This window comes from Catellatospora tritici (assembly GCF_019083965.1).
Taxonomy (GTDB): domain Bacteria; phylum Actinomycetota; class Actinomycetes; order Mycobacteriales; family Micromonosporaceae; genus Catellatospora; species Catellatospora tritici.
Genome location: NZ_JAHRCY010000001.1, coordinates 411,989 through 425,321, shown reverse-complemented (window position 1 = coordinate 425,321; position 13,333 = coordinate 411,989). Strand labels below are relative to the sequence as shown.

Genomic DNA, 13,333 nt, shown 5'->3' with positions numbered 1-13,333 from the left:
GGACGGGTCCGCCGGTCGTAAAGACGCTTGAAGCCGCTGATCTGCGTTGAGCAGATCAGCGGCTTCTGTCTTTGTGCGGGCAGCCGCGCGTCGCCGCCGGCGTTCGGTGGAAGCGTTGTTTCTCAGGCTCTGGCAGGTATTTGCCATGGCGATTATTCGTCGTCATCGGATCTTCTGGCCGGCGTCGGTGACTGGTAGACCCGTGCCATGTCCTCTCCCTCACAGTCTTCCGCCCTCCGGAGTAGGCGTTGGCAACTGCTGGCGGCGGTGACGGCGGTGCCGTTGCTGGCGACAGGTTTCGCCGTGCCGCAGTCGCCGGTGCAGGCCGCGCCGAGCAGGCCCGCCGTCCCGGCCAGGCCGACGGCGACTCACAAGGTCACCCTGGTCACCGGCGACGTCGTCACGGTCACCACGATGGCCGACGGCGAGCAGACCGTCGACGTCGACCGCCCGGACCAGGCTGTCGGCGGCGTGAAACTCCAGGAGATCAAGGGTGACATCTATGTCATCCCCGACGAGGCCGAGCCGCTGCTCGGCGCCGGCAAGCTGGACCGCCGCCTGTTCAACGTCACCGACCTGATCGAGATGGGCTACGACGACGCGAAGACGGCCAGCGTGCCGCTGATCGCGACGTACACCCAGGCCCAGACCCGTGCGGTCGTCGAGCCGAAGGTTCCCCGCGGCAGCAAGCTGACCCGCAGGTTCGCGAACATCCGCGGCGCCGCGCTGACCACCGAGAAGAAGCAGACCCGCACCTTCTGGTCCACGGTCGCGCCGCAGGGCAGCACGACGCTGGGCGAGGGCGTGGCCAAGTTGTGGCTCGACGGCCGCGTGCAGGTCAACCTGAAGGACAGCGTGCCGCTGATCGGCGCACCCGAGGCGTGGGCGGCCGGATACACCGGCAAGGGCGTCAAGGTCGCGGTGCTGGACACCGGCATCGACGTCAACCACCCGGACCTCAAGGACCAGATCGACGGCACCGCCAGTTTCGTGCCGGGCGAGGCCATAACCGACGTCAACGGGCACGGCACGCACGTGGCCTCGACGATCGTCGGCACCGGCGCCGCCTCCGGCGGCGAGTTCAAGGGCGTGGCCCCCGGCGCCGACCTGATCGTCGGCAAGGTGCTGGCCGGTGCGGAAGGCTATGGCCAGGACTCGTGGATCATCGCGGGTATGCAGTGGGCCGCCGAGTCCGGTGCCGACGTCGTCAGCATGAGTCTCGGCGACCAGTACCCGACCGACGGCAGCGACCCGATGTCGCAGGCGGTCGACGCGCTGTCGGCGCAGTACGGCACGCTGTTCGTCATCGCCGCGGGCAACTCGGGGCCGGAGAGCATCTCCACCCCGGGTGCGGCGGCCTCGGCGTTGACCGTGGCCGCCACGGACAAGCAGGACTACCTCGCCGGGTTCTCCAGCACCGGCCCGCTCGCGTTCTCCGGCGGCATGAAGCCGGACATCGCGGCGCCGGGGGTGGACATCACCGCGGCCCGCTCTCAGGACATGACCGACGGCGGCGAGGGCCTGTACCGCACCCTGAGCGGCACGTCGATGGCGACCCCGCATGTGGCGGGCGCGGCGGCCATCCTGGCTCAGCAGCACCCGGACTGGACCGGGGCGATGCTCAAGGAACACCTGATGAGTACCGCGAAGGCCCTGGGCGAGTGGTACTCGCCGTACGAGGTCGGCACGGGACGCGTCGACGTGGCCGCCGCCGTGCGGACGACGGTGCGCGGCACCGGGTCCCTGTTCTTCGGCAATCACACCTGGCCGCACGAGCCGACCGACACCGCCGTGACCAAGGACCTGACCTTTACCAACACCGGCGCCGCCGACGTCACGCTGAACCTGGCGTTGACCAACGCCGACGGTCCGTTCACGCTGGGCGCGGCCACGGTGACCGTGCCGGCCGGCGGCACGGCGACCGTCCCGGTGACCGCAGACCCGCAGGCCGCCGCCGTGGGCCTCCGGCACGTCGGCTACGTGGTCGGCACCGACGCGGCCACCGGGCAGCCGGTGACCCGCACCTCGGTGGCGCTGCTCAAGGAGGACGAGCGCTACGACCTGAACATCAAGCTGATCGGTCGGGACGGCAAGCCCGCCTCCGGCGAGGTCGCGGTGGCCCTGGTCGGCGACCCGCTGCCGTGGTTCGTGCAGGTCGACGGCTCGCTCACCATGCGCATGCCGCCCGGCACCTACGTCGTCTGGACCTACCTCGAGGTGGCCGGCGAGAAGGCGGACCGGTCCGGGCTGGCGGTGCTGGTCGACCCGGAGACGGTGCTCGGCGGTGGCCCCGCGGACGTGGTGCTGGACGCGCACAAGGCACGCCTGCTGCAGACCGAGGCGCCGCAGCGTACCGAGGACCGCCAGCGCAAGGTCGACTTCAAGGCGTCCTTCCGCGACCTCGGCACGTATGTGCGGCGCGGGTACGACATCCCGCCGATGTACGACGACATCTACGTCGCGCCGACGGAGCCGATGAAGCAGGGCGAGTTCATCCTGACCACCCGCTGGCGCAAGGGCGAGCCGGGGTTCGCGCTGAGCGCGTTCGGCGGCCTGGTCCGCTTCGAGACCCTCACTCAGGGGGGCAGCCTGCTGGACACCGGTTCGGACCGCCTGCGGCCCGTCTACGCCGGCAAGGGCGCGGCAGCGGACTACAAGAAGATCAAGGCCAGGGGCAGGCTCGTCGTCGTCGAGCGCAGCGACGAGGTGTCGGCCCAGGAGCGTACCGCGGCCGCGGTCGCGGCCGGCGCCAAGGCGTTGGTCGTGGTCAACGACGGCGTCGGGACCCTGGCGCAGTACATCGGCGAGTCGACGATCCCGGTCGCCACGGTGCACCGCGACGCGGGCAAGGTCCTCATCGCGCTGGCCAAGCTCGGGTTCTTCGAGCTGACCGTGAAGCAGACGGAGTTCACGCCGTTCGTCTACGACCTGACCCGCGACTACCCAGGCCAGGTGCCGGACCGGCCGCTGGTCTACCGGCCGAGCCAGCGCGACCTTGTCAAGATCGACGCGCGGTACTACAACGCGGGCACTCCGGGCGAAGCCGTCGGCTACCGGTACGACATGACGATCTCCCCGGGGCTCGGCGGACTCGAGCGCGAGTGGCACCCCGGCACCCGGGTCGAATGGGTCACCCCCGGACAGGCCTGGCGGGAGACGCACGCGCAGATCTTCGGCAACTCGCAGTTGTGGGTGATGTACTCAGGCACTGACTCCTACGCCGCGAACACCGCCCCGCGTCTGGACTGGTTCGCCCCGGCGATCCGTCCCGGCAGCAGCGAGGCCTACGAGATATACAACTCGCGTTGGCAGAACACCATGATGTGGAACACGCAGGCGTGGAGCTCCTCCAGCGACACCATGCAGCTCGGCGGCTGGATCGAGTGGGGTGCGGTGCCGACCCACACACAGCTGTTCCAGGGCGACACGCTCCTCCGGGAGAACCTGTTCAGCGAGGATGCGCAGTGGGTCGAGGTCCCGCCGGGCGACCTGCCGTACCGGGTCGTCATGGACGCCGAGCGGCCGGGTGACGTCTTCCGGCTGTCGACCCGCACCCATAGCGAGTGGACCTTCAGGTCCGACACCGTCGAGGCCGACGACCTGGTGCGCTTCTCGGTGCTGAACCTGAACTACCGGCTGGAGACCGACCTGCACGGCGACCTGCCGGCGGGCACCGTCCAGCAGATCGGGCTCAAGCCTGGGTCCATGGACCTCGGCACCGTCCCCGGCAAGATCACCAAGGTGACCCTGGACATTTCCTACGACGATGGCGCCACCTGGCGCAAGGTGACCCTGACCAAGGGCGCCAACGGTTACTGGAACGGGTCGTTCCAGACCCCGCACAAGCCCGGCTTCATCTCGCTCCGTGCGAGCGCCCAGACCGACGCCGGGTACAGCGTCAAGCACGAGATCATCCGGGCCTACGGCCTGCGGTGAGCCACCACGACGGGCCCCGGGCAGGCGACTGCCCGGGGCCCCACCCGTCACCCGCGTTTCCCGCGGAGGCCTGCCAAGGCCTGCCGCCATGGCGCATACTCTCCCCGCTGCACCAAGCGGAAGGGAGCCGGTCACCGATGCTCGATGTGCTGGGGCTCGAACCTGCCGACGAGAGCGTCTACCGGGCGCTGCTCGGACGGCCGAACTCCACCGCCGCACTGCTGTCGGATCTGCTCGCCGCCCCGCCCGCCGACGTCGACAAGGCCCTGTCCCGCCTGGTCGAGCGAGGACTGGCGATCAAGTCCGCCAGCGGGCAGTTCACCGCCGCACCCCCGGCCATGGCGCTCGGCGCGCTCATCAGCCAGCAGCGCGACAGGCTGCGTATGGCTGAACACGCACTGGTGGGTTTCGCCGAGCAGCACCGTGCGGCGATGATCGGGCGCGACATCAACGACCTGATCGAAGTCGTCACCGGCGTCGACGCCATCCGCCACCGCTTCCTGCAGGTGCAACAGGCAGCCCGCACGCAGATCCGCACCTTCATCACCGCGCCGTTCGTCGCCGTGCCACCCGAACAGAACACGGCCGAACCCGAGGCCATCGGCCGCGGCGTGCGCTTCCGGGCGGTACTCGACCGCGCGGTGCTGGCGGAGCCCGGCATCGTCACCGATGCCGTCACCTCCCTGCGCAACGGCGTGCAACTGCGGGTGGCCGACCACCTGCCGATGAAACTCGTGCTGGCCGACGCCGACTTGGGCCTGGTTCCGCTGGCGGTCACGCCCGCCGGCGAGCCCGGCGCGGTGCTGCTGCACCGCAGCGGCGTGCTCGACGCGCTGGACGCGCTGTTCGAGACGGTATGGCGCAGCGCCCATCCGCTGGAGTTGGTCGGCACCGGCGCGGACGCCGAGACCGCGGCCGAGCTCGGTGCCCCGGGCCCGACCGATCTCGACCGTAGGATCCTCGCGCTGCTGCTGGCCGGGGTCACGGATCAGACGGTCGCGACACAGCTGGGTCTGTCACCCCGGACGCTGCACCGGCGCCTGCGCCACCTCATGGACATCGCCGGAGTTCAGACCCGCATGCAGCTGGGCGGACACGCCACCCGCCAGGGCTGGGTGGACTAGACCCAGGCCGCGACAGCGCCAGACACCGCGCCGCGCAGCGACGAGGCCAGCCGCCGCTCCAGGGTGGCCAGGCGCTGGGTGGCGGACGGCTGCGAGACATGCAGGGAAGCCGCAGCAAGCCCTATCGACCCGCACTCGCAGACCGTGTGGCGCGAAATGGCCGAGAACGTCGCGGAGAGCCTGCGCAAGGGCGCCCGGGTCGTGGTGACCGGCCGTCTGCGGCTCAGCCAGTGGACCACCCCGGAAGGTGAGAAGCGCCAGAGGTTTCCAGCTCGACGTGGAGGACATCGGGGCGTCGCTGCGCTACGCCCGCGCCGAGGTCAAGAAGCTCGTCCGCACCGGGGATGGTCAGCCGCCGGCGGCTGAGGCCAACCCGTGGGCGACGGGCGGCGGCGACGCTGAGCCGCCGTTCTGACGGCCATGAGGTGTGTTTCCGCGCGGTCCGGTGGCGGTAGCCTTCCGGCCCGCGCGGCAAGCGTCGAGCCGGTATCCAGGCGGTGTCGCGGCTGTTCAGTCATCCAGAGGCAAGGCGTCCTTTTGGGATGCTGGTTTGCTGGTCGGCTCCTTCAGCCAGACCCGCACTCTCTGTGGGAGGTCAGTGGTCAACAGCGCCGTCGCCCCGAGGCCGATGACCGCCACCCCGACGCCGATGAGCGCCACACCACCCAGCGTCTCGCCATCCGTCAGCCCCGCCACCCCGGGACCGATACCCGCCGCCCCGACGCAGATGCCCACCACGCCCCACTTTGCCTCGCCGTTCATCAGGACCACCACCACCCCGGCACTGATCAACGCCGCTCCGAGGCCGATGAGCATCACGCCCCACATCGTCTCGTCTTTCATCAGCATCACCACTCCGAGGCAGATGGCCGCCACCCCGGCGCCGATGAGCGCCACGCCGGCCAGCCTCTCGACGTTCACCAACACGGCCACCCCGAGGCAGATGAGCGCCGTCCCGGCGCCGATGCCCGCCATGCCACCCAGCGTCTCACCGTCCGCCAGCACCGCCACCCCGAGGCCGACGAGCGCTACCCCGAGGCCGATGAGCACCACGCCAACCAGCCTCTCGACGTTCACCAGCACCGCCACCCCGGCACCGATGAGCGCCGTCCCGAGGCCGATGGCCGCCACGCCAACCAGCGTCTCGCCATCCGGCAGCACCGCCACCCCGACACCGATGAACGCCGTCCCGACGCCGATGGCCGCTGCGGCCAGGAGGTTCCGTAGCGCTATCTCCGGGTTGCTGGGGATGAGGACGGCAGCGGTGGTCGTCGCTGCGGCCAGCAGCGTCAGGTACAGGATCGCTGTGGGGGACAGGGGTGAGGCTGCCAGGAGCGTGGCGATGAGTGCGACGCCGAGCAGGAAGCGACTGGGGTAGACCACCCTGCGGGCGCGGGGTTGTTCGGCGGCCCAGTCGCGTACTCGGAAGGCTGCGGTGACCAGCGCTGCCGCCACGACGACCACGGCAAGGATCCGGAGGCCGCCGAGGTCGCTGGCGGAGTTCACCGCTAGTCCGGCGGCAGCGCCAGTGAGCGCAGAGGTGATCCACGTCTGCCAACGCTGGCGCGGTCGCGTCGATGTGGATCCCGGAGATTCAACCTCGCCCATGTGCACATGATGGCGACCACCGACAAGGCCATCAATGCTCCGGTCGCCTCAGGCGGTACACCCGAACGCCCGCCGCAACCTGCCGAACGTGTGGCCTGATGCACGTCCACGCAGCCCGGACGTCGAGCTGCCTACGTGCTGGCCACGGAGGCTGACACGCGAGAGTCGACCGGAGCCGAGCCTGACGCAACTGTGCCTGCGTTGGACGCGTAGGAACTTCGGCACCCGTTCGGCACGGACGGCCGCTCACGGCCGCGTAAGCCCGGTGGTAACCGTACATACGTTTGAAGCCGCTGGTCTGCTTCTCGCAGGTCAGCGGCTTCTTTTTGCTGGTGGTCCGTGGTGCCCCCGGCAGGATTCGAACCTGCGCCCCCGCCTCCGGAGGGCGGTGCTCTATCCCCTGAGCTACGGGGGCTCAGCGACCGACAAAGAGTAGCAGGGTCCGCTGCCCGGTGCCGAATCGGTATCCGCCGCCCGTGTCGCGGCCGCCTTGCCCTTCCGTGATCGCTGCTTGCGGTCAGAACATCGGCTCCCAGCCCAGGTTCTGACCGACAACGGCGATCATGGCGCCGCCAGCCGCGGCGACGAGGCTCCGCTGCCGTACCCACGGAAAAGCCCCGCCGGACCATGCCCGGCGGGGCTTCGGCGAGGAACCGCTCAGCTGAAGCCGAGCGTTGTCTGCAGTTGCTGCATGGCCGCGATCTCGCCCTGCTGTCCGCTCTTCATCGTCCCGGCGAGCCAGGTCACGTCCGACTGGTCGGTCGCGGCGAGCACCGCGTCGACCATGTGGATGCCGCCCAGATGATGCTTGATCATCATCTGCAGGAACAGCCGGTCGACGTCACGTCCGGTCGCCTTCTCCAGCTCGGTCATCTCGGCGGGAGTGGCCATGCCGGGCATCAGGTTGCCCTGGACGGCGCTGTCGCCGTCGGGCATCCACGCCATGGGCTTGGCCGCGGAGTTGACGTTGAGGTTCCAGTCGCGCAGCCACTGGCGCATCATGCCGATCTGCGCCTGCTGGGTCATCGCGATGTCGCCGCCGAGCGAGCGCACCGCGGGCGAGGTGGCCCGGTCCGCGGCGATCATGCCCATGGCCACGGCCTGAGCGTGGTGGGAGGACATGTCGCGGGCGAACCCGGCCGCCGCCGAGTCGTCGGCGGGCAGGCTCGTTCGGTGCACCAGGTTGGTGCCGACGAAGCCGATGGCGAGGCCGAGCAGGAGGGCGACCAGCCCGGCCACGCCGACCTGCCGCCAGGGGCTCGGGCTGGTCGTCTCCTGGGTCATCAGCCGTTCGTCCCGCCCTGCATCATGGCCTGGACCTGCTCCTGGGTCAGCGGAGTGGTGCCGGTGGCGGTGTTGCCGCCGGAGCAGACCGCGCCAGGCTCCTGGGTCGCGTTGACGCGCAGGTCGGTGATGAAGTCGTCGATGCGCTTGTCGTCGGCGTTGTCCAGCTTGAGCTGGAAGCCCCACGCCTGCAGCGAGATCGGCTTGTCCAGCTTCTCGATCGGGCTCATGAGCATGTATTCCTTGCCCGCGACCTTCGCCCGGAGCTTGTCGACCTCACCGGCGGGCAGGTCGCTGCGGTAGGCGACCCACACGGCCCCGTGCTCGAGGGCGTGCACGGCGTGCTCGTTCGGGATGGGCGCGTCGTAGACGTTGCCCATGCACTGCTGCCAGACCTCGTTGTGGTTGCCGCCGACAGGCGGGCTCTGCTTGTAGGTCTGGGTGCCGTACGCGTGGGTGCGGGTCAGGTCGGCCGCGTTGGTCTCGCGGAAGTCGACGATGCCGGGGATCGTCTTGGCGGCGCCCTCCCAGTCGAACGGGGGCTTGAACGCCTGCCAGGCGCCGTAGCCGATGATGCCCGCGGCGAGCAGGCCGACTGCGGTGAACAGGGCGATCGGGCCCCAGTTGCGACCCTGGTTGACCTTGATGGGCGTGATCGGCTTGCCCTTGGGGCCCTTGGGTGGGGTCTTCGCACCGGCCGGGGCCTTGGTGCCGGGCTTGGCGCCGGGCTTGCCGCCGACCTTCACAACGTTGGGGCGGTGCTGCTCGCCGCCCTGCGTGCTGATGCTCATCGTGGTGTCCGTCACATCGAGGGGTGGGCGCGCCCGCCATGTGGTGGGACGCAGAGGGCAGAAGTCTACCCGGTTAGCATGGCCGGGTGACTCCCGCGAATCTTGCCGACGCTGTTCTCGCCGCCGCTCGGGCCGTCTTCACGGCCCGTGATCTCGATCTGTCGGCCCTGCCGACGGTGGCGACGGTGGAGCGTCCGCGAAACCCGGAGCACGGAGACTACGCCACCAACCTGGCACTTCAGGTCGCCAAGAAGGTCGGCGCGAACCCGCGCGAGCTGGCGTCGGCGCTCGCCGAGGAACTCAGCAAAGTCACAGGCATCGCTTCGGTGGAGATCGCCGGACCGGGCTTCCTGAACGTGCGGGTCGACGCCGCGGCCGCCGGTGAGCTGGCCCGGTCGGTGGTCACCCAGGGCAGTGCGTACGGCCGGGGCACCGCCCTCGCCGGGCAGCGGCTGAACCTGGAGTTCGTGTCGGCGAACCCGACCGGCCCGATCCACCTCGGCGGGGTGCGCTGGGCGGCGGTCGGCGACGCGCTGGCCAGGCTGCTGAAGGCGGCGGGCGCCCAGGTCACCACCGAGTACTACTTCAACGACGCCGGAGCGCAGATCGACCGGTTCGCCCGGTCGCTGCTGGCGGCGGCGCGGGGCGAGCAGACGCCCGAGGACGGCTACGGCGGCGCGTACATCGCGGAGATCGCGGCGGCGGTGCGGGCGAAGGACCCGAGCGCCGACGACGTTGAGACGTTCCGGGTCGAGGGCGTCGAGCTGATGTTCGCGCAGATCAAGTCGTCGCTGGCCGAGTTCGGCACCACCTTCGACGTGTACTTCAACGAGAAGGACCTGCACGACAAGGGCGAGCTGGACCTGGCCCTGACCCGGCTGCGCGAGCAGGGCCACGTATACGAGGCCGACGGCGCGACCTGGCTGCGCACCACCGACTTCGGCGACGACAAGGACCGGGTGCTGCGCAAGAGCGACGGCGACTGGACCTACTTCGCCGCCGACTGCGCCTACTACCTGGACAAGCGGGAACGCGGCGCGGACCGGGTGGTGATGATGCTGGGCGCCGACCACCACGGCTACGTGGGCCGCATGCGTGCCATGGCCGCCTGCTTCGGCGATGACCCGAGCACCCACCTGGAGATCCTGATCGGCCAGCTGGTGAACCTGGTCAAGGACGGCGTCCCGGTCCGGATGAGCAAGCGCGCGGGCACGGTCGTGACGATGGAGGACCTGGTCGAGGCGATCGGCGTCGACGCGTCGCGCTACGCGCTGGGCCGCTTCAGCATCGACTCGCCGATCGACATCGACGTGGACCTGTGGACGCGGGCGTCGAACGAGAACCCGATCTACTACGTGCAGTACGTCGCCGCGCGTACCGCCGGGGTGGCTCGGCAGGCCGCCGAGCTGGGCCTGACCCGCGACAGCGCGGAGTTCGACCCGGCGCTGCTGGCGCACCCGAAGGAGCTGGAGCTGATCAAGGCGCTCGGCGACTTCCCGGGCGTGGTCGCCCACGCCGCCGAGCGGCGCGAACCGCACCACATCGCGCACTACCTCGAGCAGAACGTGGCCCGCGCCTTCCACCGCTTCTACGACGAGTGCCGCGTCACCCCGATGGGAGACGCGCCCATCGAGCCTGTCAACGTGGCCCGGCTCTGGCTCAACGACGCCACCCGCACCGTCATCGCCAACGGCCTCGGGCTGCTCGGCGTGACCGCCCCCGAACGGATGTGACGGCAAGACCATGAGAGCTCATGAGGCCGGTGCCCTGCACGGAGAGATCGGGCAGACCGGCCCCACCTGGCTGCGTACCCCCGGCGACGTGAACGCGCTGCTGGAGCCCTTGTGGCCGCGCACCGCGCGCAAGGACGACGGGGTGCTCCAGGTCGGCGGCCTGAGCGTGACCGAGCTGGCCGAGCAGTACGGCACTCCGGCGTACCTGCTCGACGAGGAGGACTTCCGGGCCCGCTGCCGCGCGTTCAAGCAGGGCTTCGACGGCGCCGAGGTGTACTACGCGGGCAAGGCGTTCCTGTGCCGGGCGATCGTGCGCATCCTGGTCGAGGAGGGGCTGAGCCTCGACGTGTGCAGCGGTGGCGAGCTGGCGACCGCGCTGTCGGGCGGCATGGACCCGGCCCGGATCGGGCTGCACGGCAACAACAAGTCGGTCGCCGAGCTGACCCGGGCGCTGCGCGCCGGGGTGGGCCGGATCGTGGTCGACTCCTTCGACGAGATCGACCGGCTGAGCGCGCTGGCGCGCGAGCTGGGCGTACGGCCCAAGGTGATGATCCGGGTCACGGTCGGCGTCGAGGCGCACACGCACGAGTTCATCGCCACCGCGCACGAGGACCAGAAGTTCGGCTTCTCGCTGGCGGGCGGCAAGGCGTTCGAGGCGGCCCGGCGGATCCTGGCCGAGGACACGCTGGAACTGCGCGGGCTGCACTCGCACATCGGCTCGCAGATCTTCGACACCTCCGGGTTCGAGGTGAGTGCACGCCGGGTGCTGGCGCTGCAGCAGCGGATCATCGAGGAACTGGGCGTCGAGCTGCCCGAGCTGGACCTCGGCGGCGGCTTCGGCATCGCGTACACCAGCCAGGACGACCCGCAGCCCGCCGCGGACCTGGCCGAGCGCATGTTCAAGATCGTCGAGGGGGAGTGCCGGGGCCTGGGCATCGCCCAGCCGCACCTGTCCATCGAGCCCGGCCGCGCCATCGTCGGCCCGTCCACCTTCACGCTGTACGAGGTCGGCACCGTCAAGCAGCTCGACGGTCTGCGCACCTACGTCAGTGTCGACGGCGGCATGAGCGACAACATCCGCGCCGCGCTGTACGACGCGTCGTACTCGGCGACCCTCGCGTCACGCGCGTCACAGGCGGAGCCGATTCTCGCCCGCGTGGTGGGAAAACATTGTGAAGCGGGGGACGTGGTGGTGAAGGATGAATTCCTGCCTGCCGACGTCAAACCAGGAGATCTTATCGCCGTGCCGGGTACCGGCGCCTACTGCCGGAGCATGGCGAGCAACTACAACCAGGTGCCGCGGCCGCCGGTGGTGGCCGTACGGGACGGGCAGGCACGGGTGATCGTGCGCCGGGAGACCGAGGACGATCTCCTGGCGTTGGACGTGGGGTAGGGGGCGTCCGCCCTCGCCGGAACGCATCGGAGAGACAAGTGGCTGACTCGCTCAAGGTGGCGCTGCTGGGGTGTGGCGCGGTCGGCTCGGAGGTCGTCAGGCTGCTGCACGAGCAGGCCGACGACCTGACGGCGCGCATCGGCGCGCCGATCGAGCTGGTCGGCATCGCCGTACGCAGGGGTGGGCGCGACCGGGGCAACCTGCCGGTCGACCCCGCCCTGTTCACCACCGACGCCCTCGGGCTGGTCAAGCGGGACGACGTCGACGTGGTGATCGAGGTCGTCGGCGGCATCGAGCCCGCGCGCACCTGGCTGGTCGAGGCGCTGCGCGCGGGCAAGAGCGTGATCACCGGCAACAAGGCCCTGCTGGCCGAGGACGGTGGCAGCCTGCACGACGCCGCCGCCGAGGGTGGCGCCGACCTGTACTACGAGGCTGCCGTCGCCGGGGCCATCCCGCTGCTGCGCCCCCTGCGGGAGTCGCTGCACGGGGACAGGATCATGCAGGTCACCGGCATCGTGAACGGCACCACCAACTTCATCCTGTCCGCCATGGACAGCACCGGCGCCGGCTTCAACGAGGCCCTCGAAGAGGCCACCGCCCTCGGGTACGCCGAGGCCGACCCGACCGCCGACGTCGAGGGCTTCGACGCCGCCGCCAAGGCCGCGATCCTGGCCAGCCTCGCCTTCCACACCCGGGTGCGGGCCGCCGACGTCTACCGCGAGGGCATCACCGAGGTCAGCGCCGCCGACGTGGCCAGTGCCAAGGCCATGGGCTGCGTCATCAAGCTGCTGTGCATCGCCACCCGCACCGCCGACGGCGGCGTCAGCGTGCGGGTGCACCCGGCGATGATCCCGCGCACCCACCCGCTGGCCGGGGTCAACGAGTCGTTCAACGCGGTGTTCGTCGAGGCCGACGCCGCCGGGCAGCTCATGTTCTACGGCCGGGGCGCGGGCGGCGCGCCGACGGCCAGCGCGGTGCTGGGTGACCTGGTCGCGGTGGGCCGCAACCGGCTCGCGGGCGTACGCAGCCCGAGCGAGTCCGCTTACGCCGACCTGCCGGTGCGCCCGATGGGCGAGGTGCGGACCCGGTACCACGTGTCGCTGGACGTCGCGGACCGTGCCGGGGTGCTCGCCGCCGTGGCCGGGGTCTTCGCCAAACACGACGTCTCCATCGCCACGGTCAACCAGTCCGGCCGCGGCGACGAGGCGATCCTGGTCATCGTCACCCACTCGGCCCCTGACGCCGCCCTGGCCGCCACGGTCTCCGAACTGCGCACTCTCGACTTCGTCCGCGCCGTGGCCAGCCTCCTCCGCGTCGAGTTCTAGCCCACCCGCCCCCCCGCCCCCGCCCGCCTCGCGGGTCGATCATGAACCTATGGCACGGTTCGACGGCGTGGCGGTGGCACGGCTTCCTGATCGACAGGCGGCTGGGCCGCCCGGCGGGACGGTGCGAGGATGGAGCATG

10 protein-coding genes, 1 tRNA gene and 1 pseudogene are annotated in these 13,333 nt (G+C 70.4%); 7 read left to right on the top strand and 5 right to left on the bottom strand.

Features of this window, described 5'->3' with window-relative positions:
- The first annotated feature begins 207 nt into the window (after positions 1-207).
- On the top strand, positions 208-3,936 hold the full coding sequence (locus tag KUA19_RS01950) for a S8 family peptidase (RefSeq protein ID WP_217394210.1): 3,729 nt from the start codon (positions 208-210) through the stop codon (positions 3,934-3,936).
- A 137-nt stretch (positions 3,937-4,073) separates the two neighbouring features.
- The gene (locus KUA19_RS01945; RefSeq protein ID WP_217394208.1) at positions 4,074-5,060 is read left to right on the top strand and encodes a helix-turn-helix domain-containing protein; all 987 of its coding nucleotides are present in this window, start codon (positions 4,074-4,076) and stop codon (positions 5,058-5,060) included.
- On the opposite strand, the gene KUA19_RS44405 is transcribed toward KUA19_RS01945, so the two are convergent.
- Positions 5,057-5,164 (bottom strand): hypothetical protein, encoded by a 108-nt coding sequence (locus tag KUA19_RS44405; RefSeq protein WP_308167314.1) that lies wholly within the window; start codon positions 5,162-5,164, stop codon positions 5,057-5,059. The genes KUA19_RS01945 and KUA19_RS44405 overlap by 4 nt on opposite strands.
- A 52-nt stretch (positions 5,165-5,216) precedes the next feature.
- Between KUA19_RS44405 and KUA19_RS44400 the strand changes: the two are divergent.
- Both KUA19_RS44400 and KUA19_RS44395 read left to right on the top strand, forming a co-directional pair.
- Positions 5,217-5,264 (top strand): annotated as a pseudogene (locus KUA19_RS44400) (hypothetical protein); the annotation flags it as partial.
- Between the two features lie 43 nt (positions 5,265-5,307).
- On the top strand, positions 5,308-5,475 hold the full coding sequence (locus KUA19_RS44395) for a single stranded DNA-binding domain-containing protein (protein ID WP_217394205.1): 168 nt from the start codon (positions 5,308-5,310) through the stop codon (positions 5,473-5,475).
- Positions 5,476-5,570: 95 nt separating this feature from the next.
- On the opposite strand, the gene KUA19_RS01930 is transcribed toward KUA19_RS44395, so the two are convergent.
- From KUA19_RS01930 to KUA19_RS01915, 4 genes are all read right to left on the bottom strand, one after another.
- The gene (locus tag KUA19_RS01930) at positions 5,571-6,566 is read right to left on the bottom strand and encodes a DUF2339 domain-containing protein (protein ID WP_217394203.1); all 996 of its coding nucleotides are present in this window, start codon (positions 6,564-6,566) and stop codon (positions 5,571-5,573) included.
- A 442-nt stretch (positions 6,567-7,008) separates the two neighbouring features.
- Positions 7,009-7,083, bottom strand: a tRNA-Arg gene (locus tag KUA19_RS01925).
- A 242-nt stretch (positions 7,084-7,325) separates the two neighbouring features.
- Positions 7,326-7,952: a DUF305 domain-containing protein gene (locus KUA19_RS01920; protein ID WP_217394201.1), complete on the bottom strand. Its 627-nt coding sequence runs from the start codon at positions 7,950-7,952 to the stop codon at positions 7,326-7,328.
- On the bottom strand, positions 7,952-8,743 hold the full coding sequence (locus KUA19_RS01915; RefSeq protein ID WP_217394199.1) for a thioredoxin-like domain-containing protein: 792 nt from the start codon (positions 8,741-8,743) through the stop codon (positions 7,952-7,954). The genes KUA19_RS01920 and KUA19_RS01915 overlap by 1 nt, the downstream gene beginning before the upstream one ends.
- An 86-nt stretch (positions 8,744-8,829) precedes the next feature.
- On the opposite strand from KUA19_RS01915, the gene argS reads away from it, so the two are divergent.
- From argS to KUA19_RS01900, 3 genes are read left to right on the top strand one after another with little or no spacing between them, the layout of a single operon-like run.
- Positions 8,830-10,476 carry an arginine--tRNA ligase gene (argS, locus tag KUA19_RS01910; protein WP_217394197.1) on the top strand — a complete coding sequence of 549 codons (1,647 nt, stop codon included), beginning with the start codon at positions 8,830-8,832 and terminating at the stop codon, positions 10,474-10,476.
- A gap of 10 nt (positions 10,477-10,486) precedes the next feature.
- Positions 10,487-11,869, top strand: coding sequence for a diaminopimelate decarboxylase (gene lysA / locus KUA19_RS01905; RefSeq protein WP_217394195.1), 1,383 nt, complete (start codon positions 10,487-10,489; stop codon positions 11,867-11,869).
- A gap of 38 nt (positions 11,870-11,907) precedes the next feature.
- Positions 11,908-13,194 (top strand): homoserine dehydrogenase, encoded by a 1,287-nt coding sequence (locus KUA19_RS01900; RefSeq protein ID WP_217394193.1) that lies wholly within the window; start codon positions 11,908-11,910, stop codon positions 13,192-13,194.
- Positions 13,195-13,333: the final 139 nt, after the last annotated feature.